Consider the following 25,746-nt stretch of genomic DNA (forward strand, 5'->3'; position numbering starts at 1 on the left):
CCGGATGAACATATTGCAGGTAACAAATAAGGTTCCGTTTCCGGCCAGAGATGGTGGGGCCATTGCCTGTTTAAATTTAACAAAAGGTTTTGCACAGCTTGGAAATAGGGTAACCGTGCTGGCCATGAATACCGCAAAACATCATCTGTCCCCGGATGAAATTCCCGACGAAATCAAACAACTGGCAACATTCAAGTTGGTAAATGTCCCTGCAAAAATTAATGCTTTTGCCGCTTTGGTGAATCTTCTCTTTTCGCGAAAACCCTACAATGCAGTTCGTTTTATCGATGAGAATTTTAGTGATGCATTGGTAGAATTGTTAACTGAAAACGAATTTGACATTGTCCAGTTGGAAGGACTTTATGTTTGTCCGTATATTCCTTTAATACGAAAGCATTCCAACGCAACGGTGGTTTATCGAGCGCATAATGTTGAGTTTGAAATTTGGGAAAGAGCAGCAAAACTATCAAGAGGTTTAAAAAAGTTATACCTGCAAAATCTCTCAAAAAGGATTAAAAGATTTGAAGCGGATTTATTGAATACATACGATCTCTTAGTTCCGATTACTTCCCGTGATGGAGGGATCCTGGATTCATTGGGAAACAAAAAAGAAAAACAGGTTTCTCAAACTGGTGTTGTTTTATCGGCTGTTATTCCGGATAAAACCAATATTGAATATCCGTCGCTTTTTCATATCGGATCGTTGGATTGGGCACCCAATCAGGAAGGTATTTTGTGGTTTCTTGAAAACTGCTGGACACGGATTCGTCAGAAATATCCCAATCTGCGTTTTCACATAGCCGGAAGAAATGCACCGCAGTGGTTAATCGATAAATTAAATGTTGATGGTGTTATTTTTGAAGGAGAAGTTCCCGATGCGTACCAATTTATGAATTCGAAAGCTGTTATGATTGTTCCGTTGTTTTCGGGAAGCGGTATGCGTATAAAAATTATTGAAGGAATGGCGTTGGGGAAAAGTATTGTGACGACATCCATTGGAGCCGAAGGAATTGATGTTACCGATGGCGAGAATGTTATACTCGCTAACGATGCAACCGGCTTTGTTGATGCTGTTTTCAATTTGCTTGAAGACCGTGATACTTTTGAATGTATTGGAAGGAATGCCACTCTTTTTATCCAGCAGAATTTTGATAATTTAGCAATATCGAAAAAGCTAATCGGATTTTACAAACAATATATTAAATGATCCTAAGCCTTTTATTCTGGGTATTACTATTCATACTTGTCTATACTTATGTTGGGTATGCACTTGTTTTGTGGTTGTTGGTGGGCCTGAAAAAGGTGCTCGGCCGTCGCAAGATTTCATTGGAAAGCGATGACTACGAGCCTGACGTTTGTTTGTTTGTAACAGCATTTAACGAGAAATACTATATCGAGCAGAAAGTAAAAAACGCTTTTTCGCTTGATTATCCCAAAGAAAAAATTCAATATGTATGGGTTACCGATGGTTCGGATGACGGGAGCCCTGAAATGTTAGAGCAATTAAAGGAACTGGAAGTATATGATCAGCCGGAACGAAGAGGGAAAATGCATGCCATGAACCGGGGGATGGAATTTGTAAAAGCACCCATCGTAATTTTTTCTGATGCTAATACGGTGCTTGGTAAACAATCCATTCGCGAGATTGTGAGGTGTTTCAGCAATCCGGAAGTTGGTTGTGTGGCAGGGGAGAAGCGCATTGTTCAGAACAATGAAGAAACTGCTGCAGGTGCCGGTGAAGGTTTGTACTGGAAAATGGAATCGTGGATTAAGCGTAATGACTGGGAACTGAATTCGGCAGTTGGCGCAGTTGGCGAACTGTTTGCGATACGAACCGAACTTTTCGAGGATGTGGAACCCGATACTTTGCTTGATGATTTTATTATCTCGTTGCGTATTGCCCAACGCGGATATAAAATTGCATATGCTCCAAAAGCTTATGCTGAGGAAACTGCTTCGTTAAACGTAACAGAAGAATTGAAACGTAAAGTAAGAATTGCTGCAGGAGGAATTCAGACCATTATGCGATTAAAAGGATTACTAAATCCATTCAAAAATGGCATTTTGAGCTGGCAGTATCTTTCGCACAAAGTTTTGCGCTGGGCTTTTGCACCACCGGCACTCTTCCTTTTATTTATTATAAACCTGTTGCTGGTGGTGAGTACCAATAATTGGAGTGTTGACAATTTTTATGCACTGGTACTGTATCTGCAGGTGTTGTTATACATGACTGCTGCGTTTGGCTGGTATTTCGAAAACAAAAAGGTGCGGATGAAAGCATTATTTGTGCCGTACTATTTTGTAATGATCAATTCTGCCACAATTATTGGGATCATTCGTTATGTAAGAGGCCGCCAAACGGTGAACTGGGAAAAATCAAAAAGGGCAGCAGGGTAGTTATTTCTTTTTGTTCTCCTCCCAAAAACGTTTCTCGATCAGCTCGCTTCGTTTAATGGTTCTTCGTATCCATTCCATCTTTAGTTCGTCCTTCTCTGCATCACTTAATTGCCAGTTCAGGTCTTTACTATCCCGCATTTTCATTGTAAGATGGTGCAATATAATTGCTGCAGAAACTGAAATATTAAAGCTTTCGGTGAAACCATACATCGGAATTTTCAGAAATTCATCTGCTTCCTGCATAATGGTTTCTGTTATTCCCGGAAGTTCCGATCCGAATACCAGTGCTGTTTTCCCTTTCGTAATATCAAAATCCTGTAATTCGAGGTCGTTGTTGTGCGGAGTGGTGGCAACAATTCGATAGCCTTGCTTTTTTAAAGTTTGTATGGCATCAAGAGCGTTATTTTCTTTGCTATTGTATTTATGTAGCGACAACCATTTTGAGGCTCCCATGGCAATTTCGCGGTTAACCTGAAATTCGTTGCGGTCTTCTATAATATGTACATCCTGAATACCAAAACAATCGCAGGTGCGCAAAACTGCACTTGCATTTTGTTTCTGAAAAATGTCTTCCAAAACAACCGTAAGGTGCCTGGTGCGCTTATTTATTACTTTTTCAAAAAGTTCCTGTCGTTGTGGTGTAAGATAGCTTAAAAGGTATTCAAGAAGTTTATTGTCCATCTTTATTCAAGTTTGATGTCGTTAAAAGAAAAAGGGAAGCATTTGGCTTCCCTTTAATCAGTTTTTTTTACCTACTCGTATTTCGTTACGATACAGCGTCTGCTAATTCAGCACCAGCTTTAAATTTAACTACTTTTTTAGCTGGAATTGTAATTTCTTTTCCTGTTTGAGGATTTCTACCAGTTCTGGCACCACGTTCTGAAACAGAGAAAGAGCCAAATCCAATAAGTGCAACACGGTCTCCAGCTTTAAGAGCGTCTGTAGTAGCACCTACAAATGCATCAAGAGCTTTTTTAGCATCAGCTTTAGAAAGGCCAGCTTTTTCGGCCATCGCATCAAGTAATTGAGCTTTGTTCATAAGGCAAAATTTTAAATAATTAATTAAGTGATTGAAAATAAATAACTTAGTTCTATGTACTTTGTGTTGAATATTCAGAATCTATATACTTTTTCAAGGGTTAAAATTCGTCAAACATTCAGTAAAATCAAGCGTTTCAGAGAACTTTTTTAAGTTTTAGCTAAATTCATAAATATGTTTTAAAAAACCAAACCCTAGCACCCTTTTTTTTTAAGTAATTTCTGAAAATTTTGTCGAAAAGTGTTTTGTACTTTGAAAAATTAATCTACTTTTGCACCGCATCTGGAGAGATGGCAGAGTGGTCGAATGCGGCGGTCTTGAAAACCGTTGTACCGCGAGGTACCGGGGGTTCGAATCCCTCTCTCTCCGCCAAAATCCATCAGAGTTTTCTGATGGATTTTTTTTGCTCCAAACTGTTGATAACTTTTTGCTCTGTTTGGGTTTTAACTGGCTCTTTTTTAGGAAAATATGACGTTTGCGGGGCTGATTTTGATGACATATTCGAAAATTATGTTCCAAAATCCGGGTTTTCGCTAGGTGAAGCAGGCAAAATCAATGAAATTTTAGTACTGTTTTATTCTTATGTGCTTTTAATATCAAGCGAAAAAATAAGAATGAATATCCCTTTCAAAACGATTTTATGTATTTCAAATAATTTCTTTGACTGGCTTAGGTAATTTGAATTGAATTACTATATTTGCACACGCAAAATGAAACACGGGTGTAGCTCAGTTGGTAGAGCACTGGTCTCCAAAACCAGGTGTCGGGAGTTCGAGTCTCTCCTCCCGTGCAAAAGCACAAAGGTCTTACTTTAGTAAGGCCTTTTTTGTTGAATTAAATTCCTAAGAAAAATATTTAAATCTTCTGCTTTTAAGTATTATTTTCACCACAAAATCAAACCAATGCAAATCGACGTTTTTATTCCTTGTTTTATCGATCAGTTTTATCCTGAAACTGCAGAAAGTTTTGTAAACCTATTGGAAAAGGTAGGGTGCGATGTGAAATACAACCCTAAACAAACTTGCTGTGGTCAGCCGGCTTTTAACAGTGGGTACTGGAACGAAGCAAGAACAGTCGCTACAAAATTCCTCGATGATTTTGAACTAGCAAACGTTGTGGTAGCACCTTCAGCCTCATGTACAGGCTTTATTCGAAACTATTACCATAAATTGTTTGAAGATGACGAGGAGTTGCTCAGAAAGACAAATAAGACCCGGAAAAAGGTGTTCGAGTTTACCGATTTTTTGGTGAATCACTTAAAAGTAACTGAACTTGGAGCTACTTTCAACCATAAAGTTACATTCCACGATTCGTGTGCCGGTTTACGAGAATATGGTATTAAAGAAGAACCACGCAAACTATTAAGTATGGTAAAAGGTCTTGAACTCATCGAAATGGAAGCTTTAGAGACATGTTGTGGTTTTGGGGGGACATTTGCCGCTAAATTCCATAACATTTCAACGGCAATGACCGAGCAAAAGGTTGAACATGCACTTAAAACAGGTGCGGAGTATATTGTATCAACCGAAGCTTCGTGCCTGATGAATATGGATGCCTATATTAAAAAACAGAAACTACCAATTAAAACTATTCATTTGGTGGATGTACTTGCATCTCGCGGCTAGAAACTTGATGCTGGATCCTTGATACTTGATTCTCGCAACTCGTGACTCACAGCTAAAATCAAAACATCTGCATGCTATGTAATTTTTTGTAGCGCCCGCCAAGCTCCATTAATTCCTCGTGTGTTCCTTGCTCTACAATTTTACCTTCGTGTAATACGCAGATCAGATTCGCGTGTTTAATTGTAGATAAACGGTGTGCAATAACCAAAGAAGTGCGGTTTTTCATCAGATTTTCCAATGCTTCCTGTACCAGTTTTTCCGATTCGGTATCCAAGGCCGAAGTGGCTTCATCCAATATCAAAATTGGTGGATTCCGTAAAATGGCACGTGCAATAGAAAGACGTTGCTTTTGTCCGCCCGAAAGTTTATCGCCACGATCGCCAATTATGGTGTCGTAGCCATTTTTTGTTCCCAGGATAAAATCGTGCGCATTGGCAATTTTTGCTGCCTGGATCACTGCTTCGTCACTAACGTCGTCAATACCAAATGCAATGTTATTTCGTATGGTGTCGTTAAATAGAATAGGTTCCTGGTTAACGTTTCCAATCAGGTTACGTAGCGATTTTAGTTTCAGGTCGCGAATATCGGTTCCGTCCACTTCAATGTTTCCCGAAGTAATGTCCCAGAAACGTGGCAACAAATCAACCATCGTGGTTTTTCCACTACCCGACGATCCTACCAGCGCAACGGTTGTTCCTTTCGGTATATTCAGGCTTACGTTCGAAAGTACCTCTGCTTTGTCGTAAGCGAAAGTTACATTCTTGTAAACAATATCTTTTTCGAACGATTCGATGTCTTTGGCATCTTTCTTATCAACGATAGTAACTTTTGCTGCAAGAACATGATCGATTCGTTGCATTGAAGCCAGTCCTTTTTCAATGCTGTAAAGTGCTGTTGAGAAGGCTTTTGCAGGGTTGATGATTCCATAGAAAAACACCATATAGCCAATAAATTCTGCAGCAGTGAGCGACGAGTTGTTTCCTCCAAGAATGATTCGACCGCCATACCACAAAACAACAACAATCACAATGGTGCCAAGAAACTCACTGGCAGGGTGTGCCAGGTGACGGCGCCACATCAGGCGGTTCATGATCAGCCGGTAGTTCTGGTTCTCGTTTTGAAAACGTCCGATGGCTTTTTCTTCGGCATTAAACGATTTGATAATCCGCAATCCCGAAAGATCTTCTTCAATAATCGACAGAATTTCGCCTAGTTTATTTTGCCCTTTGGTCGACACACGTTTCAGGCTGCGGCCAATTCGCCCGATAATTAACCCGGTTATTGGCAACATAACAAACACAAACAGAGTCAACGACCAGCTCATGTAAATCATTACACATAGATAAACGATTATCAGAATCGGGTTTTTAATCATCATTCCCAGCGAGTTGGCAACCGAGTTCTCCACTTCCTGCACATCACTTGTTATGCGTGCCATAATATCGCCTTTTCTTTCTTCTGAAAAATAACCAAGCGGCAAACCAATTATTTTCTTGTAAATCAGCGATCGGATATCGTAAACAACACCGTTACGCAAGGCAATAAGTACAAAATCGGCCAGGTATGTAAAGCCAACTTTAAAAAGTGTGGCAATTACCAAAATTAAACCAATAAGCAGCAACGAATCCTGTTCACCGTGTTTGGCAATAAACGAACTGATGTAATAATTTATATTATTGGTAATTGAATCGGCAGTAAGGGCCCATTCCACTTTTTCGGTTACCAGTTCTTTTGTTTTAAACAAAATATCGAGTGCCGGGATAAGCATGGCAAACGAAAAAGTTCCGAAAAGTGCACCTAAAATGTTGTAAATAATGTTCATGACGACTTTACCCCGGTAGGGCGGTACAAATCGTTTCATGAGTTTTAAGAAGTCTTTCATATGGTGAAGACAGAAGATGAAAACCGGAATACCGAAGCTGGCATTCCGGATTAAAAATCTTCCTTATTTTTTAAAAAATTCCTGTGTAGTTCTGTGGTGTAATCGCTTTTAACTCTTCTTTTACAGCATCACTAACGTCCAAGCCATCAACAAAATTATGGATAGCCTCTTTGTTAATCACCTCGTTTTTACGGGTCAGATCTTTTAACGCCTCGTAAGGATTTGGGAAAAACTCGCGACGCAAAATGGTTTGAATTGCTTCGGCAACCACTGCCCAGTTATTTTCAAGGTCTTTTTCGATGGCCGCAGTGTTGAGCAACAATTTGTTCAAGCCTTTCAAAGTTGATTTGATGGCAATTAGCGTATGACCAAACGGAACACCGATAAAGCGGGTAACGGTTGAGTCGGTCAGGTCGCGCTGTAAACGCGAAACCGGAAGTTTCTGCGACAGCTGCTCAAAACCTGCATTTGCAATACCAATGTTTCCTTCCGAGTTTTCAAAATCGATCGGGTTAACTTTATGTGGCATCGTTGATGAACCCACTTCGCCTTTTTTAATTTTCTGCTTGAAGTAATTCATGGAGATGTAACTCCAGATATCGCGGTCAAGATCAAGAATGATATTATTGATACGTTTCAATCCATCAAAAATGGCGCTGTGGTTATCGTAGTGCGAAATCTGTGTAGTGAATTGCGAACGGTTCAATCCCAGTTTGTCTTTCAGGAACTTGTTGGCAAAATCTTCCCAGTTAATATCAGGATAAGCTACTAAGTGTGCATTAAAGTTACCGGTAGCTCCACCAAATTTTGCATCGATAGCAATTGATTTAAGCTGAACCAACTGCACCATAATACGCTCTAAAAATACTTTGATCTCTTTTCCAACTTTTGTTGGAGAGGCCGGTTGACCGTGTGTTTTTGCGAGCATCGGAATGTCTTTCCACTCCGTAGCCAGTGTCAGCAGTTTTTCGATCAACTCCTGCAACAGCGGGTAATATTCCTCTTCCAATGCATCTTGTATCGATTTTGGGATGGCGGTATTATTGGCGTCCTGCGAGGTAAGTGCAAAGTGAATAAACTCTTTGTATTTACCAAGTTCCAGCTTGTCAAATTCTTCTTTTATAAAATACTCAACAGCTTTTACATCGTGGTTGGTTACGCTTTCAATATCTTTTATGCGCTGTGCATCTTCAAGCGAAAAGTTTTTGTGAAGCTCACGAAGTTTGTCCAGTTTATCTGCAGGAATATCAGCAAGTTGTGGCAACGGAATTTCGCAAAGGGCGATAAAATATTCTATTTCGGTAAGTAATCGGTACTTAATCAGCGCGAATTCGCTGAAGTATTTTCCCAACCCTTCTACTTTGTTACTATACCTGCCGTCAACCGGCGAAATTGCTGTTAATGTATTAAGTTCCATTATTATTACTTAGAATTAAGCTGCAAATTTATAAAATTACACGGACTAGCTATTTGGCAGCCGAATGAATTTAATATTCTTTAACCGGAGCGCAGTTTCACTAAAGGCTCACAATGAAAAACAATTGGTATTAATTGTAATTTGTTTTTTGTATTTTGGAACTTGAAAAAAATCAATGCCATGAAGCTCAAAAATTTCTGGATTTTGTTATTTGTACTCGCCACTTTAGCTGCTTTTGCGCAGGAGGCCAATAAGAAAAAGGTGTTTCTTCTGAATATCAAATCCGAAATTACCCCTGGAACGCGACGCCAGGTGAGCCAGGCTTTTGCAGAAGCCGATTCGGTAAAAGCCGACGTGTTTCTAATTCATATGAATACTTATGGCGGCACTGTTGTTGATGCCGACTCAATCCGCACGCGAATTCTGCAAAGTAAAATCCCGGTTTACGTATTTGTCGACAATAATGCGGCATCGGCAGGGGCGCTGATCTCCATTGCCTGCGACGGTATTTATATGCGTCCCGGAGGAAGTATTGGCGCGGCAACCGTGGTCAATCAAACCGGGGCAGCAATGCCTGATAAATACCAGAGTTACATGCGATCGACCATGCGGGCAACGGCTGAAGCACACGGAAAAGATACTACAATAACAGCCAGCGGTGATACGATTATAGATTGGTTCCGCGACCCGAGAATTGCCGAGGCCATGGTTGATGAACGGATATTTGTTGAAGGTGTTTCCGACACGGGACAAGTGCTTACATTTACCCCATCGGAAGCCATAAAAAACGGTTTTTGCGAAGGAACAGCCGAAAACGTTGATGAAGTGCTTCAGCAAATAGGAATTGATAATTATGAGTTGTTTGAATACGAGCCATCTTTTATTGAAAAGATCATCGGTTTTCTGGTGCATCCAATGGTATCCGGCTTATTGATTATGGCAATTGTTGGAGGTATTTATTTTGAAATGCAGTCGCCGGGAATCGGTTTTCCACTGGGGATAGCCATTTTGGCTGCCTTGCTTTATTTTATGCCGCTTTACCTTGAAGGATTGGCCGAACATTGGGAAATTGCGCTGTTTATTGTCGGGCTGATACTTATTGCGGTGGAAATATTTGTTATCCCGGGCTTTGGAGTTGCCGGAGCACTTGGAATATTGTTTGTTTTTGTTGGCCTGGTTCTAAGCCTGATCGATAATGTAAACTTCGATTTTGAAGGTGTTGAGATGGAAGGTGTTGGGAAGGCAATTGCCACGGTAGTAATCGGCGTGTTTAGTGGTTTTGTACTGGCGCTTTACCTCGGAAAACGGATGTTTACCGCTGAGCATGGCATGTTTAAAAACTTTGCTTTAAACACGGTTCAGCATGTTAACGAAGGTTTTGTTAGTGTTGAAACCAGACTTTTTGATTTAAAAGGCAAGAAGGGTATTGCGCAGACCGTTTTGCGCCCCGGAGGAAAAATAAACATTGAAGGTGAAGTTTACGATGCTGTTGCTATTACCGGTTTTATTGATAAAGATGAAAAAATAGTGGTTGCCAGAGTTGAAGCAACTCAGCTTTATGTGGAGCTGGATGAAGAATAAAAAACAAGGCAAAAGTTGAAAGGAAAAAGGCAAAAGTTACGAGCTGCAAGTAATTGGCAGTTGGCAAAATAGCAGTAGGCAGTTGGCAATCGTCAATTCAACAATTTATCAATTTTTCTTCAATCTTAAAATCAATCTAATTCAATCTTTCAGGCGATAAAACATAATCTCTTCAGTGTCGTTGGGTAAAGTCACGTGTTTTGTAAAACGCATTCCAAGTCTTTCCAATAGTCGTTGCGAACGCAGATTATATTTCGCAGTAATTGCAGTAATATTCTTAATTTTAAAGTCTTCGAGCCCTGCTTCTTTTAGCCTTTCGGCAGCTTCAAAAGCATAACCACGTCCTTCAAATTCCGGTAGAAAGGCAAAACCAATATCGATTCCTTCCAGTCCTTCACGGTCAAAAGGACCGCAAGTTCCCATCTTGGCGTTGTCAGCTTTTCTGACGACTACATAGTTCCCATAGCCTTCCTTTTTCAGCTGAGGGTACATCTTCTCGCGTATGTAAGTACGTGCTTCATCTTCAGAATAAACACCACGATCGCCAATGTACTGAAGCCATTTTTCAGAATTTAATAGCTGGTAAATAAACCGTGCATCATTTTCTTCGCAAGGACGAAGAATTAAACGTGGAGTTTCAAAAGGTATTATAGGATACACCATCAATAATAACCGACATAAATTTTGTTTTTGTAAAGAAACAAAATTATGCCGGAAGTAGGAGTGGAGAGTTAGCTTGTTAAACCAGTTTTTCTTTGAAAAAGTCGATGGTTCTGCTCCAGGCAAGTTTTGCTGCAGCTTCATCGTAACGTGGTGTAGTATCGTTATGAAATCCGTGGTTTACGTCAGGATACATGTGTGCCGTGTATTCTTTATTGTATTTTTTCAGTGCTGCTTCATAATCGGGCCAGCCCGCGTTTACGCGTGTATCGAGTTCTGCAAAATGCAACAGTAGCGGGGCTTCAATTTGTTTGGTTTCTTCTTCCGAAGGCTGACCACCATAAAATGGCACTGCAGCTTTCAAATCCGAAACTTCAACAGCCATCATATTCGATATCCATCCACCAAAACAGAATCCAACCACACCAATATTACCATCGCATTCCGGGTGTGCTTTCAGGTAGTTGAATGCAGCAATAAAGTCCTGTAACATTTCATCTCTGTCGCGTTTGCTCTGCATTGCGCGGCCATCGTCATCATTCCCGGGGTAACCTCCCAACGGGCTAAGTGCATCGGGTGAAACCGATATAAAGCCTGCCAGTGCTGCACGTCGGCCAACATCGGCAATATGAGGATTTAAACCACGGTTCTCATGCACTACAACAATTCCGGGTAGTTTTTTTAAGTTTCCTGCCGGGCGCGATAATTGGCCACTGATTTTTCCACCGCCTTTTGGCGAATTGTATTCAATGGTTTCCGTTTTTAATCGGGTATCATCTGCTTTAACCTGAATTTTGTCCTGGTAGTTGGGCATAATAAAACTCATAAGCGACGAAACAGTTAAACCTCCAACGGCATAAGCCGAAAGCCGTTCAACAAACTTTCTGCGATCGATTCGGTTGTGAGCATAGTCATCGTAAAGGTCGAAAACCTCCTGGCTGATTTGTTCTTTCTTTATTGCTTTCATTGTTAGTTATTTATATTGAAATAACTATTAGGTTTTCGCTTTGTTCAACTGCTGAATTAAATTTTCGCAATGCAAGTCGTTTTTCAGTTTCAATAAAATGTTAGCAAAACAGAGTTGGGCGGTGATATTAAAATGTACAATCGTAAATAAACCTATTTTTGCGGCATCAAAAAAAAACTGAAAAAACAGGGATGAGCACAAAGGTAGTTTTAGGAACAAAATTTTCGCCGTCGGCAACAAAAGTTATTTTGCTGGGATCGGGTGAATTAGGAAAAGAAGTGGTAATCGAATTTCAGCGTTACGGCGTGGAAGTAATAGCTGTTGACAGCTACGAAAATGCGCCTGCAATGCAGGTTGCCGATCGTTATTATGTAGCCTCAATGTTGGATGGTGAACGATTGGCAGAAATTATCAGAACCGAAAAACCGGATTATATCATCCCGGAAGTGGAAGCCATTGCCACCGACAAATTGTTGGAGTTGGAGCAGGAAGGATTTCATGTAATTCCAACTGCAAATGCCACACGATTGACCATGAACCGAGAAGGAATCAGAACTTTGGCTGCCGAAGAACTCGGGCTCTCTACTTCGCCTTATAAATTTGCCGGATCGAAAGAAGAGTTTGAAACCGCGATCGAAGAAATTGGATTTCCTTGTGTGGTGAAACCGATTATGAGTTCTTCGGGTAAAGGACAAAGTGTGGTGAAAAGTGCTACCGATATTGACTATGCGTGGAATTATGCATTGCAAGGTGCCCGTGGCAACAGCGACCGTGTAATTGTGGAAGGGTTTGTTGATTTTGATTATGAAATTACCTTGCTTACGATCAGTCACGTTGGTGGAGTGTCGTTTTGTGAGCCGATTGGTCACCGTCAGGAAGGTGGCGATTACCAGGAATCGTGGCAACCACAAGCCATGTCGGAAAAAGCACTGACAGAAGCGCAACATATTGCTAAAAAGGTGGTGGAAGCACTTGGCGGCCGCGGTTTATTTGGAGTGGAATTCTTTGTAAAAAACGATACCGTATATTTCAGCGAGCTTTCGCCACGTCCGCACGATACCGGAATGGTAACGATGATTTCGCAGGACTTGAGCGAATTTGCCTTGCACGTAAGAGCGATTCTTGGTTTGCCCATTCCGAACATCAAATTTCACGGGCCATCGGCAAGTAGCGTGATTATGGTAAAAGGAGAATCCAAACAAGTTGCTTTTTCTAATCTGACCGAAGTTTTGTGCGAGCCGGATACGCAACTGCGTTTATTTGGTAAGCCTGAAGTTAAAGGAGAACGCCGGATGGGAGTTTGCCTGGCACGGGCTAACTCAGTGGAAGAAGCCCGCGAAAAAGCTAACAAAGCAAGTAGTTCAGTTGAAGTTCAGTTGTAAACTCGGAGTAACAATATAAAATTATATTTCCATCAGAGTCCATATGAATTAGGATTTTGAATTGAAAATCAATTCGTTTACCCCGATCCGCCAGCTGGCGGAAGCGAATTGATTTTCCCTGCACCCTTTAGGGATGGGGTAAACAGGGAGAATCAATTGGGAATATAGAAAAGAAAAATAAAAACCGGCTTTGAGGAACAAAGCCGGTTTTTTAATGGTTTAGATTAAAGTCTGCCTTTTCTATTTTGTGTCACGATAAATTTGTTGCAAATCTTTAGCTTTCGATAGCGGAACCAGCTTGAATTCATAGCTGTATGCTTTTTCCAATAAGCGGTACTTATCAATTGGGCGCGCATTTATCGACCACGAATCGTTACCTCCAACGCCGGCCATTTTGTGGCTGATATTCACCGTTAAAGCATCTGCTTTTTCCAGTTCTGTTGGGTGTTTTGCTTCATAAATATTTTCTGCAGTGTATGGCCAAACCGATGTTTGCAACGGAGTTTTACCAAGCACCATCAGCCCTGAGTTATTATTGGTAAGTGCCAGCCAACGCACGCAGGTGTGATTACTGCTTTCCTGCGGTTTGGTGTAGTTGTAGTAGAAGTCGTCCACGCTTCCCTTGTAAATATCGATATCGGCGGCTCCATTTCTGTCCGAATAATTTTCAAAAGGTCCTTTTCCATAAAAGCTCATTTGTTGCAAACTGGTTGATACGCCCATGCCCATTCCAACACGGATTGGTTCCGGCATTTCCTCCGGAATCGACAGGTCAAAATTCACATCTACGGTTCCATCGTTGGCAAAAGTGTAGTTTAATTTTAAACTTAGCTCTTTGTAAGCGAATTCAACAGAAATGGCAGCCGACGATGCATCAGCATCCATATCAGTTACACTTAGCATTTCCGGAAGATCTTTCCAAATGGCAAGGCGTTGTTGTGCTCGCCAACCGCGTTCGTCGTTGTCGGTTAACGGTCGCCAGAAATAAGGTTTTAGTGCAGTTGTGATTACTTGTTTATTTCCTGCCTCGTAACTCTCTATCAAACCACTTTTTTTGCCAATGCTCACTTTGAAATTTTTACCGCTAACCACAATCTGGTCATCGGTTTCGTCGAAAGTAATATTGTCGGAGTTTATTGTTTTTGTAGTAGTTTCTGCGGCAAATGGAAGTTTGAACTGTTGTTTGGCCAGTTCATGACCGGCTTTTGACCAGTTCTTGTCTTCTTTCAGTTGAACACTGATACGCAACCAATACTCGGCGTTTGCTTTTGGACTAATAGTTTTAAAAGGAATCTCAACCACTTTGCTTGCGCCCGGATTCAGGCTCAAACCTTCCAAAGTGCCGGTTTGAATCTCTGTTGCATCTTCGCTTAATGTCCAGCTTACTTTGAATTCGTTAAGATTGGCAAAATTGAAACGGCTGAGCAGGCGTATTAATCCATTTTCCAGATCAACAGCAGTAATTTGCACTGGTTGCATCACATATTTTGCTTCCCATGTTTGTGTTTTCGGAGTACGGTCGGATGCAATTACTCCGTTCATGCAGAAGTTATTGTCGTTAGGTGTGTCGCCAAAATCGCCACCATAGGCAAAAAATTCTTTTCCGTTTTCATCGGTTGTAAGTACACCCTGATCGATCCAGTCCCAGATAAATCCACCGATAAGGTTGGGGTAGCTGTGCATCAAATCCCAGTATTCCTGGAAATTACCCAGCGAGTTACCCATGGCATGTGCATATTCGCACTCCATAATCGGACGAGTGATATACGGGCTTTTCGCCAATGTTTCCAGGTCTTCCAGGTTAGCGTACATACGGCTGATCACATCAACCCAATGCGGATCAGTAGGATTAGCAGTTCGTCCTTTTTTTCTGAACTCTTCAGAGCCGTATGCTGTGTAATCCGGGTGCTCTGGTTGTCCCTGAGCACCTTCGTAATGAATAAAACGTGTAGGATCGAAATCTTTCACCCAACCGGCTGCTGCAGCGTGGTTTGGTCCGGTTCCCGATTCGTTACCCAACGACCAGCCAATTACCGATGGGTGGTTTTTATCGCGCTCCACCATACGAACCACGCGGTCCTGAAAAGCCATGTGCCATTCCGACTGGTTGGAGAGGTAGCCATTTAAACCGTGGGTTTCAATATTGGCTTCGTCGAGCACATACAGTCCGTATTTGTCGCACATATCGTAGAAATACGGATCGTTAGGGTAGTGGCTGGTGCGAACCGCATTAAAATTGAAACGTTTCATCAACAACACATCGTTCTCCATATCTTCGTGCGTAACCGATTTACCGCGCTCATGATCGTGGTCGTGGCGGTTAACACCATATAGTTTTATGGACTTGCCATTTACATACAGCTGTCCGTTTTTAGTTTCTATTTCGCGGAACCCGATTTTGGCAGAACGTGCTTCAACGACATTCCCCTCAGCATCTTTTAGCGAAAGAACTACCGTGTAAAGTGTTGGCTTTTCTGCCGACCACAATTCAGGGCTTATAATTTTTTCTTCCAGTAATCCGAAATATACATTGTCGCGTTGTGGATATCCTTCATAAATAATAGCGTCAACATTTTTGGCGAGTGGCGCTTGCAGAACCTTGTTGTTTTGAGGGCAGTACAATTCTGCTTCCAGTGTCCATCCTTTTGTGTCAACATCGGCTCCGCGGGTAATTGTTGGTCGAATTTGCAGTAGTGCATCCTGGTAATTGGCATCTAAACGTGTGCGTACAAAAAAGTCTTCAATGGCCACTTTGGGTTGCGCCATAAGCAATACTTCGCGGTGAATTCCACTCATGCGCCAGTGGTCCTGGTCTTCCAAATAGCTGCCATCGCACCAGCGAAAAACCTGTACAGCAACTTTATTTTCGCCTGATTGTACAAATTCAGTAATATCAAATTCGGCAGGCAAACGACTACCCTGGCTATAACCCACTTTTTGCTCGTTAACATAAACAAACATGGCCGAACTTACTCCGCCAAAATGCAAAACAATTTTTTGGTTGTTCCACTCTTCCGGAATGGTAAACGTGCGAACGTACGATCCAACTGCATTGTCGCGCGTAATAACAGGTGGTTCAGGAACTAGTTTTGAAGCCACATCGGCATAAAACCTGCGGTAAATTTCTTCTGTTGAAAGTCCTTCCGGCACATCGTAGTTTTCTTTGTACCAGGCTATCGGATCTTTCTGTGCCTCGGCAGGAAGTGCCGGGCGAAAAGGATAGCCGGCGTTTACATAAATGGGAGTTCCGTAACCTTTCATTTCCCAGTTCGACGGAACTTCAATATCATCCCAGTTCGAAACATCCTGCTTGTAGAAATCCAGTGGACGATCTTCCTCCTTTTCCACAAAATTGAATTTCCAGGTTCCGTTCAGCGAAATCATTCTTGAAGCTTCGCGATTGCAATTCAGGGCGTCATCAATAGATTTGTATGAGTAGGAAGTGGCTCTTCCGGGCAGTTTGTTTTTTGCAATGTAAGCGGGATCTTCCCAAATATTGTTTTGGGCAAAAAGAGTGCTGGCAAATAAGCTAAGCACAAGGATGATCAGTTTCTTCATTTTAACTTAATTCAGTTCGTTGTCATAAATCAAGACGATATAAAACAGGTTTACACCTATATTTTGGGGAATGATTCGGGGGATTACGTCAAAATTTGATGCTTATTTATAAATGCGAAGTTCGTTCAGCGCATCGCGGTATTTTTTTGCATTCCGGTTATGCTGACTCAGCGTTTTTGCAAAATTGTGGTAACCCGAAAAATCTTCGCGGGCACACATGTACAGGTAGTTGTGATCTTCGTAATTCAACACGGCATCAACCGATGTGATTTCCGGAAAACAGATTGGCCCCGGCGGCAAACCCGCATATTTGTAGGTGTTGTAAGGCGAATCGATTTCAAGATGTTTGTTCAAAACCCGTTTTATGGAATAATCGCCAACCGCATATTTAACGGTTGGGTCGGCTTGTAATGCAATACCTTTATTCAGGCGGTTGATATACAATCCGGCCACTGTTTTTAGCTCGTCGGGTTTTATGGTTTCCGACTGAACGATGGAGGCCAAGGTAACCACCTCCTGCGGAGTTAAGCCCATTTTTGCAGCTTGTTTTGTACGGGTGTCATTCCAAAAACGGTCGTACTCTGCTTTCATGCGTTGTGCAAATTCTTCTGCCGAAGTTGTCCAGTACATTTCGTAGGTGTTTGGAATAAACATGGCACGGAAGTTCTCCTCGGTAAATCCCCAGTCTCTAATCTGCTGTTCATCCGAAAACAGTTGTAATATTGAAGTTGAATCAGCTTTAATGTATTTGCTTACTTTTCCTGCCAGCTCTTCCTTAAAACGAACATTGTTAAAAGTAATATTCACGGGTGATTGTGCACCACTGCGAAGCATGTTGACCAATTCGTTGGTAGTCATTCCTTTCTTTAACTCGTAACGCCCCGGGCGCATGTAATCGGCATATTTTTTCTTTTTAGCCACCCATTTAAAGGCTTTCATATCGGTTAAAACCTCGTTGGCTTCCAGCTTTTCGCTAATGCTTTTAATGTCATCTTCTTCGGTAACAAGAATTACATAATCATTTTTTACATTTTCGTCAAAAACATAGCGGTATAGCTGGTATCCACGCGCTCCGGCAAGGATAAAGGCAATAGCAAAAAATATAATAATGAATTTCCCAACTCGGGGGAATGTCATAGCTCGGCTTTTCTGATCAATCGACATAGTTCTATTTTGAATTCTGCTTCAAAGATAAAATTCTTTCAGATAGAGGAGAAAGATTGATAACAGATTGATGGAGATTGAAAGAAAGATTGAAATAGATTGAAAAAAGATTGTGAGGATTGCAGTCAGGATAATTTTTCATAATTTGGTTATAAATTATAACTCAAATACACTATGACAAATCAAAGCTGGCTTGATTACAAAATTCAAATTCGCGACAGGCTAAAACAATTTGCACTTAAAATTTTAGAATTGTCTGAAATGCTTCCAACCTCAGAACGAAGTAGGGTTTTGAATAAACAGCTAATTCGGTCGGGCACTTCTGTTTATGCCAATTATAGAGCAGCATTAAGAGGAAGATCGAAAGCCGAGTTCTTTTCAAAACTCTCGATTGTGGTTGAAGAAGCTGATGAAACTGAAATGTGGCTTGATTTAATTGTCAGTTCAGGAATATTAACAACCTCGTTCATAAAAGACTTGCATAAAGAAAGTCTCGAACTTTTAAAAATACTGGCCTCAATGCGAAAGAGACTCTCGCGATAGAACTGTCAATCTGCATCAATCTCAAATTCAATCTCCATCAATCTCTTATCAATCTCGTTTACCTAACATTCCCTTAACCCATATTCTAAATAAGGGGTGTAAGGAAATAAATTTACACGCTGTCAGCCGAAATTCACTAATTTTGTGCGTGTTTCAAAAAATGATATAAAAACTGAAAATTATGCTACAAGTAAATCTTGCAGAAGATATTTATTATTTGGGATTTAACGACCGCCGTACTCACTTGTTCGAGAACATCTGGCCAATCCCGCATGGGGTTTCGTATAACAGCTATTTGATTGTTGATGAAAAAATCGCGTTGGTTGACACTGTTGAGCGCGCCTTTATCGATGATTACCTCGATGCCATTGAAGAGATTATTGGCGACCGCGAGGTGGATTACCTGATCATTAACCACATGGAACCCGACCACTCGGGAGCTTTAAAAGCGATCGTTCACCGTTACCCGAATATTACGCTTGTAGGAAATAAAAAGACTTTTGGTTTTGTGGAATCATACTACATGAAACCGGAAAATATACACATGGTACACGACGATCATGTGCTTGACCTTGGAAAACACAAGTTGCAGTTCCAGATGATTCCGATGGTACACTGGCCTGAAACTATGGTGACTTTCGAAGAAACCAATCAAATCCTGTTCTCGGGTGATGCTTTTGGTAGCTACGGAACTATGGACGGTGGTATTTTCGACGACGAAATCAACCTCGATTTCTACGAAGTGGAAGTGATGCGTTATTTCACGAATATCGTTGGTAAATATTGTCCACACACACAGCGCGCCATTAAAAAACTGGCCGGACTGGACATTAAAATGATTGCGGCAACGCACGGTCCTATCTGGCGCAGCGACCTTAACTGGATTTTGAAACGTTACAACAAATGGAGTTCGTACGATTTGGATCAGGGCGTGGTTATCGTTTATGGTTCGATGTACGGAAACACCAAAAAAATGGCTGAAACCATTGCCCGTCAGATTGCAGTACGCGGTATCAAAAACATCCGTGTTTACGATGCATCAAAAACGCACTCGTCGTACATTATCAACGACATTTTTAAATACAAAGGATTTATTGTGGGTAGCGCGGCGTATAACAATGCGATGTTCCCGAATGTGGAAACACTGCTTACAACTATCGAGCATATGGCGCCGAAAGACCACCTGCTTGGTATTTTTGGTAACTACTCGTGGAACGGTGGCGGCGTGAAAAACCTGAAGACTTTTGCCGAAAAAATCAAGTGGGATATGGTTTACGAACCAATAGAAGAAAAAGGCAATATGAAAGTTCAAACGCAGGAGGAGTTAATTAAACTGGCCGATGCCATGGCTGATAAACTTCTGGAAATGCCTGCTCCGGAAAAGATCTAAGATGATTTTATCAGATAAATCAAAAGCTGCTCTTCGGGGTGGCTTTTGTTTTTTATCCGGATTGTTCCTAACAAAAACATGATATTCTTGTTACACTAACTTATTTGTAACAAAAGAAAAACAGTTTGCCTACGCACAAATTAAATAAGAAATGGCTACAGAAATAACAATTATACGACACGGAGAAACAGTATGGAACCGGCAGAAACGTATACAGGGGCAGCGAAACAGTAAACTTTCTGAAAACGGGATTACACAGGCTGAATTGGTGGCAGAGGCACTTGGCAAACGCGAGTTTGATGTACTTATTAGCAGCGACCTGCAGCGGGCTGTAGAAACGGCAAACATCATCAATAAACAACTGGTGTTACCGCACGAGTACAATGCGAATTTACGCGAGCGCTCATTTGGCATTTTTGAAGGAAAGAACTTTGCCGAGATTGAAGAAAAGTACCCCGAAGAATATCGGCGTTATAAAGAACGGGATCCCGGTTTTGTAGTTCCCGGCGGCGAAAGTATTGAGCAAATGTATAAGCGCGTTATATCTGAAATTGAAGCTATTGCCCTAAAGTTTAAAGATCAGAAAGTACTGATTGTTGCGCATGGTTTGGTGCTGGAAATGATGATGTACAAAACCTTTAACTTAAAGTTGGATGAGCCACGGGCTTTCTCCATAAATAATTCTTCGATCAGCTCCTTTTACATCGAAGGTGATAATTGGTTTTTAAAAGAGTGGGGTGTGATAGAGCATTTGGTTTCGCTGAATGTGTTGAATGAGCTTTAAGATTTCCGGCTTATTCAGTTAAGAGTATTGCAATACGATTCATATCTCCCGGATTGTTGGCTACCACATTAATTTTCATGCCGGCGTTTTGTACGGTTTGGTAAACATCCACAGCAAAACTCTCGGGGCTTGGCCGTGCGTTTCTCTTGTCGTGGCAGTCGAGGCGGTTGCCCGAACAATCGTTGCAAAGCGTACAACAGGTTTGGTTTAACAGGAAAACTTTTGGATGGCCCAGCAGAAAAACGGCACGCTCCACACTTAAAAGTTTGTTGGTCATTTCCCGCGACCAGTCGGATGGATAAGCATCTTTATCGGCAAATTTGTTCAGCTTAATAAGCAACGCACTTTTATATTCTTTAAAGAAGCGCTCGCACTCGCTTACCGATGGCGTATTGGGTGGGCACGAACCAAGTCCGTAGTCGCTGCAGCCAAAATAACATTTAACACGTACCCACTGTGCCACAACAATATCTTTCGGATCGATCCATTTGAAATCGGTCAATTCCTGTTCTTGAAGTAGTTTTTCAATTTGGTTTTTGTTAGTCATTTTGTTTGATAGTTAATTTACTTTTTCCGTAATATCTTTTCCATCTTTTTGCCCTTTGCGAGTTCGTCAACCAGTTTATCTAAATACCGTACCTGTTTGGTCAGAACGTTATCAATTTCCTCAATCCGGTATCCGCAAATTACTCCCTTAATTAATTCGGCATTTGGGTTCAGCTTTGCTTTCCCGAAGAAGGTCTCAAATGGCACCTTTTCATCGATCATTTCCTGCAGCTTATCGTCATCAAAACCGGTTAGCCATTCTATTACCTGATGCAGCTCTTCTTTCGACCTGCCTTTTTTCTCCACTTTTGCTACATAGTGCGGATATACTGCCGCAAATGTCATTTCCGCTATCCGTTTGTTATGCTCCGGCGTTGTTTTCATATTCATTCAATATTTCAGTATTGTTCGTGTTTACTCACCTAAAAGTAACCATATTTCTATTACATTGAAAAACTTTGTACCCGGGCTTTAACATTTAATTACGGGGCAAAAACTTTGTGGGAAACGTTTTATTATTTAATCATGAGCAGAAAACTTCGTGGGAGGTGTTTTATTATTTAATCACGCGTAGAAAACTTTGTGGCGAGGTTTTAATCATTTGATGATGAACCAAAAACATCGTGGGAAGCGTTTAATCATTTAATCACGAGCAGAAAACATCGTGGGAAGCGTTTAATTATTTAATGACGGGGAAAAATCATTTTCGGCAATTATTAAACATTTAATGATGGGCCGAAAGCACCGTGTTGAGCTTTTGATCATTTAGTTACGAGGCAACTACTTCCCGGCCGGCCTATTTTCATTAATACACAAGCCGAAACTCAGCGGAAGAAGAATGATCGTGTTTTGCTTATCCCAAAGCAACATCCAGCAGCATCATGGTGGCAAAACCCAACATGGCACCAATGGTCGATAAATCGGTTTCGTTGCCTCGCTGCGATTCCGGGATCAGTTCTTCAACCACCACAAAAATCATTGCTCCGGCTGCAAACGACAGTGCGTAAGGCAGCAGTGGCTCGATGGTGAGAACCAGGTAAGCCCCCAGCACTCCGGCCATTGGCTCTACAATTCCTGAAAGCTGTCCGTAGTTAAAAGCTTTCCAGCGCGAGAGTCCCTCGCGGCGCAGCGGAATAGAAACTGCCGCTCCCTCGGGGAAGTTTTGCAGCCCGATTCCCATGGCTAAAGCAATGGCTCCGGTAAGAATCCCCATGTCAGGATTATTGGCCAGCGCACCAAATGCAACGCCCACAGCCAGTCCTTCCGGGATATTGTGTAAGGTTATGGCCAGCACCAAAAGAATACTTCGTTGCCAGGTTGTTGGAATACCCTCGGCCTTATCGATTGATAAACCCATGTGCAGGTGAGGTAGAATTTTATCGATCAGCAAAAGAAAAGCACCTCCGGCCAGAAATCCGATTACAGCAGGCTTCCACGGTATGTCGCCTTGTGCTTCTGCCATCTCGATTGCCGGTTTCAAAAGCGACCAAAAACTGGCAGCAATCATTACGCCTGCTGCAAAACCAAGCATCGAATTCAAAATCTTTTTATTTATCGACTTAAAGAAGAATACCATAGAGGCTCCGGCTGCGGTTAAAAACCACGTGAAAAGGGTAGCTCCCAATGCCAATAATATGGGATTATATTCTAATAGTTTCTCCATTATTCTGATTTTTCTATCTAAACGAATAGGGTAAAACAAAGCTAATAAAATTATTGTTCAGCATTTTATTTGGTGTGCAATTAGCTAAGTTAATTTTAATCGTTTTCTATCGATTTTGCCATTTTCGGTACATGGAAGTTTTTCGATAAAGCGGATTTCTTTTGGCTGCTCGTATTTTGCCAGAAGTAGGATGCAGTGGTTTTGAATGATTGTTTTAACTTCATCATCAGCCTTGCCTTCAACGAACAGAATTATTTTCTCGCCAAGATGTTTGTCCGGCACCGAACCGATGGCATAGGGTAGTGGCATTTCTTTTGCCAATTTCTCCTCGATTTGTTCAGGTAGGAATTTTATGCCTCCTGAGATGATGACGTTATCAATACGTCCCAGTAATTTAAAATGATGACGGTCTTTTAACTCGCCAAAATCGTTGGTTTGAATGGCTCCGTTTTCAAGTCCGGGCATCAGAATCCGAATACATTCACGTTCATCCAGTTCAACGGAAATGTCATCCAGACATTGGTAGCTTTCGGTTTTGTCGCTACCATTTAATTTGCGCAAGGCAATGTGAGTTGCCGTTTCAGTCATGGCGTAACTCGAGTAACATGGTGTTGAAATTTGTTGAAGTTGCTCTTCCAAAGGTTTCGGAATTGCAGAGCCGCCGATCAACAGGTTTTTAATGTTTTGCTCAGGCAGTGCCAGGTATTTTGATACCTGGTTAATAACCATCGCAGCAAATCTTATGGGCTTATCATCTGGTAAGTGTGTAAAATCGGATGCCGGATCAACAAGTTGTAAATCAAGTTTCCCAATAAGTGCCCGAACGGTCATCAATTTTCCGGCAATGTAACGGCTCGGCAGACAGTGCAATACGCGGTCGCCTTCCTGTAACTCAAAAAAGCGAATGGTTCGCAGGGCACTGGCCGCCACAAAATCCTTTTTTAGCGTAATCGTTTTTGGTGTTCCGGTTGAGCCTGATGTTTGTACTTCTATAAAATCATTTGCATTGTACCACGCTGCCAAAAACTCCAACCAGGTTTGTTCCCATTCGCTGTTAGTCTTCCGGTGTAGCAACTCTTTTATGTTTTCCGCTTCCCCGTTTATGGTAATATGTGATGGAAACAGTTCCATTATATTTCGAAAGATTTTGCGGTGTTGAACCACAGTTTTTCGCCACGAATTTCCAGCGGCGATTCAATGTTATTGGTAAATAACTGGCCGGTTCCCAGCCCTTGGTGCATTGTTGTGTTTTTTGTAAAAGCCCACTGCGCTATGGCATTTAACCCGATATTCGACTCGAGGTACGAAGTGATCCACCAAGCGATAGAATGTTCGTTGGCCAATTTTATCCATTCATTACAACCAGAAATACCCCCGTGTAAACTGGGTTTTAAAACCAGGTATTGTGGTTGTATCGTATCCAGCAGTTGTATTTTTTCTTCGCGTTTGTTTATGCCTATCAGTTCTTCATCTAAAGCAATCGGCAGGGGAGTGGTTTTACACAATTCAGCCATTTTGTTCCATTGCCCAGCTCTGATAGGTTGTTCGATGGAATGAAGTTGTACTTCTACAAGCCTTCTTAATTTTTCTGAAGCATAATCTCCATCGAAAGCACCGTTGGCATCCACCCGAAGAATAATTTGATCGCTGGAGAAACGCTCGCGAACAGCTTGTAATAATGCCAGTTCCTGCTCAAAGTCTTTCGCTCCGATCTTTAGTTTGATACATCGAAAACCGGCTGCCAGTTTATCTTCTATCTGGTCTTGCATGTTTTCAATTTCATTCATCCAGATCAGTCCGTTTATTGGAATACCTGCTTCTCCGCGTGTGAACGCTGATGGAAATGGTTCGCGTTTTCCGCCGTTTTTCAAATCCAGCAGTGCAGATTCCAATGCAAATTTCAAGGATGGGAGATCTTGAAGCAAGTCAATATTATTGATGAAAGGCTCGGGATCGTTACATATGTTTTCCAACTGTTCTTCAACTTGTTCAGGCGTTTCAATACTCAATCCGGGTAGTGGCGCACATTCACCAAGCCCCGTTACACCATTCTCCTCCAAAAACAGAAACCAAACCGAACGTGCTTTCAATACCCCGCGCGATGTTCCGGCTGGTTGTTTAAAATGCAGTTCATATTTTTGGTAGCGCGCTTTTATCATGATAGTAGCAATCCGAGCGAGAACAGTAAAGTTAATGCCAAAGTTTGCAATGCCAGTCGTTTTAAAAAGGGATCAAGCTGGCGACTGTCTTTTATGCGGAATATTTTTACAAGGTCTATAATTGAAACCGGCAACACCAGCAGAAATAACCACTGCCACGCCGTTTTTTGCTGCTGAAGTGTAAAAACGATCAGTGCAATCCATGCCAATAAAATTAATGAAGTATGATAGATCCGGCTTTTTAGTGGCCCCAGTTTTACGGCGATAGTATTTTTCCCCGACTGTTTGTCGTTTTCAATATCGCGGGTATTGTTCAGGTTCAACACGCCGGTACTGAATAATCCCATACTGATGGCCGGCAGCCAAACTGCGGCTTCAATAACATTGTTGTGCAGGTAAAATACACCGATTACAGGTAACAATCCAAAAAAGAGAAAGACAAACAAATCGCCTAGTCCAATGTAACCGTACGATTTCTTACCTGCAGTATAGAAATAAGCCGCTAAAAGGGCCAGTATTCCCAGTCCGATATATACAAAAAATGCAGTTGGACTGTGATGCCATGTTCCAACAAAAACCAAAATGATACCCAGCAGAAAACTTAATCCGGCAACAATAAACATCCCGGATTTCATTTCTTTGATGGTGATTTCTCCGCCCTGCATCGTTCGTGTTGGGCCCAAACGCCGATGATTGTCGGTGCCTTTTTGGAAATCACCATAATCGTTGGCAAAGTTCGAGAACACTTGTATCAGCGTAGCAGTGAGCATTGCAAGAATAAAAATAAGCCAGTAAAACCCATGCCAAAATGCTGCCAGTGCCGAGCCCATAAGAATGCCCGATAATGCCAGTGGCAGGGTGCGTAACCGTGATGCTTTTACCCAACTTTTTGCTGTTGCCATAACTTGATTCTGGATGCTAGATATTAGATACTGGATTTCCCGACTATGCAGTCGAGTCTTCGCTTTGCTCAACTAGTAACTAGTAAC

General features: G+C 41.6%; 22 protein-coding genes and 2 tRNA genes. 10 read left to right on the forward strand and 14 right to left on the reverse strand.

The window, feature by feature from the left end; translation table 11 throughout:
* Window positions 1–4: 4 nt before the first annotated feature.
* Together LH29_RS08800 and LH29_RS08805 are read left to right on the forward strand one after the other, a co-directional pair.
* Window positions 5–1,207 (forward strand): glycosyltransferase family 4 protein, encoded by a 1,203-nt coding sequence (locus LH29_RS08800; RefSeq protein WP_045027835.1) that lies wholly within the window; start codon window positions 5–7, stop codon window positions 1,205–1,207.
* Window positions 1,204–2,397: a glycosyltransferase family 2 protein gene (locus tag LH29_RS08805; protein WP_045027838.1), complete on the forward strand. Its 1,194-nt coding sequence runs from the start codon at window positions 1,204–1,206 to the stop codon at window positions 2,395–2,397. The genes LH29_RS08800 and LH29_RS08805 overlap by 4 nt, the downstream gene beginning before the upstream one ends.
* Here the strand turns inward: LH29_RS08805 and LH29_RS08810 are convergent, their stop codons facing one another.
* A complete protein-coding gene (locus LH29_RS08810) occupies window positions 2,398–3,078 on the reverse strand; it encodes a TrmH family RNA methyltransferase (protein ID WP_045027841.1) in 681 nt (226 codons plus the stop codon). It lies immediately after the preceding gene.
* 85 nt (window positions 3,079–3,163) lie between these two features.
* The gene (locus LH29_RS08815; RefSeq protein WP_038554490.1) at window positions 3,164–3,436 is read right to left on the reverse strand and encodes an HU family DNA-binding protein; all 273 of its coding nucleotides are present in this window, start codon (window positions 3,434–3,436) and stop codon (window positions 3,164–3,166) included.
* Window positions 3,437–3,720: 284 nt separating this feature from the next.
* On the opposite strand from LH29_RS08815, the gene LH29_RS08820 reads away from it, so the two are divergent.
* The 3 genes from LH29_RS08820 (at window position 3,721) to LH29_RS08835 (ending at window position 5,061) form a co-directional block, all read left to right on the forward strand.
* A tRNA-Ser gene (locus LH29_RS08820) sits at window positions 3,721–3,808 on the forward strand.
* 345 nt (window positions 3,809–4,153) lie between these two features.
* Window positions 4,154–4,226 (forward strand) — tRNA-Trp (locus tag LH29_RS08830).
* 112 nt (window positions 4,227–4,338) lie between these two features.
* Complete coding sequence (locus LH29_RS08835; RefSeq protein ID WP_045027846.1) at window positions 4,339–5,061, forward strand: (Fe-S)-binding protein; 723 nt, start codon at window positions 4,339–4,341, stop codon at window positions 5,059–5,061.
* Between the two features lie 58 nt (window positions 5,062–5,119).
* On the opposite strand, the gene LH29_RS08840 is transcribed toward LH29_RS08835, so the two are convergent.
* Complete coding sequence (locus LH29_RS08840) at window positions 5,120–6,922, reverse strand: ABC transporter ATP-binding protein (protein WP_232302826.1); 1,803 nt, start codon at window positions 6,920–6,922, stop codon at window positions 5,120–5,122.
* A gap of 91 nt (window positions 6,923–7,013) precedes the next feature.
* Window positions 7,014–8,360, reverse strand: a complete 1,347-nt coding sequence (purB, locus tag LH29_RS08845; protein WP_045027852.1) for an adenylosuccinate lyase — start codon at window positions 8,358–8,360, stop codon at window positions 7,014–7,016.
* 180 nt (window positions 8,361–8,540) lie between these two features.
* Between purB and LH29_RS08850 the strand changes: the two genes are divergently transcribed.
* Window positions 8,541–9,941 carry an NfeD family protein gene (locus tag LH29_RS08850; RefSeq protein ID WP_045029063.1) on the forward strand — a complete coding sequence of 467 codons (1,401 nt, stop codon included), beginning with the start codon at window positions 8,541–8,543 and terminating at the stop codon, window positions 9,939–9,941.
* Between the two features lie 141 nt (window positions 9,942–10,082).
* Here LH29_RS08850 and LH29_RS08855 read toward each other — a convergent pair whose 3' ends face one another.
* A complete protein-coding gene (locus tag LH29_RS08855; RefSeq protein WP_045027855.1) occupies window positions 10,083–10,604 on the reverse strand; it encodes a GNAT family N-acetyltransferase in 522 nt (173 codons plus the stop codon).
* A gap of 76 nt (window positions 10,605–10,680) precedes the next feature.
* A complete protein-coding gene (locus LH29_RS08860; protein ID WP_045027857.1) occupies window positions 10,681–11,568 on the reverse strand; it encodes a dienelactone hydrolase family protein in 888 nt (295 codons plus the stop codon).
* Window positions 11,569–11,759: 191 nt separating this feature from the next.
* On the opposite strand from LH29_RS08860, the gene purT reads away from it, so the two are divergent.
* Window positions 11,760–12,950 (forward strand): formate-dependent phosphoribosylglycinamide formyltransferase, encoded by a 1,191-nt coding sequence (purT, locus tag LH29_RS08865; protein ID WP_045027860.1) that lies wholly within the window; start codon window positions 11,760–11,762, stop codon window positions 12,948–12,950.
* A gap of 240 nt (window positions 12,951–13,190) precedes the next feature.
* Here purT and LH29_RS08870 read toward each other — a convergent pair whose 3' ends face one another.
* Complete coding sequence (locus LH29_RS08870; protein WP_045027866.1) at window positions 13,191–16,508, reverse strand: glycoside hydrolase family 2 TIM barrel-domain containing protein; 3,318 nt, start codon at window positions 16,506–16,508, stop codon at window positions 13,191–13,193.
* Between the two features lie 102 nt (window positions 16,509–16,610).
* On the reverse strand, window positions 16,611–17,645 hold the full coding sequence (gene mltG / locus LH29_RS08875) for an endolytic transglycosylase MltG (protein WP_157493621.1): 1,035 nt from the start codon (window positions 17,643–17,645) through the stop codon (window positions 16,611–16,613).
* A gap of 201 nt (window positions 17,646–17,846) precedes the next feature.
* Here mltG and LH29_RS08880 point away from each other — a divergent pair, with 201 nt between their 5' ends.
* The 3 genes from LH29_RS08880 to LH29_RS08890 all read left to right on the forward strand — a co-directional run bounded on the left by LH29_RS08880 (window position 17,847) and on the right by LH29_RS08890 (window position 20,389).
* Entirely contained in the window at window positions 17,847–18,215 is a 369-nt protein-coding gene (locus LH29_RS08880; RefSeq protein WP_045027871.1) for a four helix bundle protein, read from the forward strand.
* 181 nt (window positions 18,216–18,396) lie between these two features.
* Window positions 18,397–19,605, forward strand: coding sequence for an FprA family A-type flavoprotein (locus LH29_RS08885; protein ID WP_045027872.1), 1,209 nt, complete (start codon window positions 18,397–18,399; stop codon window positions 19,603–19,605).
* 151 nt (window positions 19,606–19,756) lie between these two features.
* Complete coding sequence (locus tag LH29_RS08890; protein WP_045027873.1) at window positions 19,757–20,389, forward strand: histidine phosphatase family protein; 633 nt, start codon at window positions 19,757–19,759, stop codon at window positions 20,387–20,389.
* Window positions 20,390–20,399: 10 nt separating this feature from the next.
* Here LH29_RS08890 and LH29_RS08895 read toward each other — a convergent pair whose 3' ends face one another.
* The 6 genes from LH29_RS08895 to LH29_RS08920 form a co-directional block, all read right to left on the reverse strand.
* Window positions 20,400–20,936, reverse strand: a complete 537-nt coding sequence (locus tag LH29_RS08895; protein WP_045027876.1) for a DUF2284 domain-containing protein — start codon at window positions 20,934–20,936, stop codon at window positions 20,400–20,402.
* A gap of 17 nt (window positions 20,937–20,953) precedes the next feature.
* The gene (locus tag LH29_RS08900) at window positions 20,954–21,319 is read right to left on the reverse strand and encodes a DUF2200 domain-containing protein (protein WP_045029066.1); all 366 of its coding nucleotides are present in this window, start codon (window positions 21,317–21,319) and stop codon (window positions 20,954–20,956) included.
* Window positions 21,320–21,788: 469 nt separating this feature from the next.
* Window positions 21,789–22,598: a ZIP family metal transporter gene (locus tag LH29_RS08905; protein ID WP_045027878.1), complete on the reverse strand. Its 810-nt coding sequence runs from the start codon at window positions 22,596–22,598 to the stop codon at window positions 21,789–21,791.
* Window positions 22,599–22,682: 84 nt separating this feature from the next.
* The gene (locus tag LH29_RS08910; RefSeq protein ID WP_045027881.1) at window positions 22,683–23,729 is read right to left on the reverse strand and encodes an AMP-binding protein; all 1,047 of its coding nucleotides are present in this window, start codon (window positions 23,727–23,729) and stop codon (window positions 22,683–22,685) included.
* The gene (gene menC / locus LH29_RS08915; RefSeq protein WP_045027883.1) at window positions 23,729–24,757 is read right to left on the reverse strand and encodes an o-succinylbenzoate synthase; all 1,029 of its coding nucleotides are present in this window, start codon (window positions 24,755–24,757) and stop codon (window positions 23,729–23,731) included. Before menC ends, LH29_RS08910 begins: the two co-directional genes overlap by 1 nt.
* A complete protein-coding gene (locus LH29_RS08920; RefSeq protein WP_045027886.1) occupies window positions 24,754–25,659 on the reverse strand; it encodes a 1,4-dihydroxy-2-naphthoate polyprenyltransferase in 906 nt (301 codons plus the stop codon). Before LH29_RS08920 ends, menC begins: the two co-directional genes overlap by 4 nt.
* Between the last annotated feature and the right edge of the window lie 87 nt (window positions 25,660–25,746).

The organism is Draconibacterium sediminis (assembly GCF_000949475.1).
GTDB lineage: Bacteria > Bacteroidota > Bacteroidia > Bacteroidales > Prolixibacteraceae > Draconibacterium > Draconibacterium sediminis.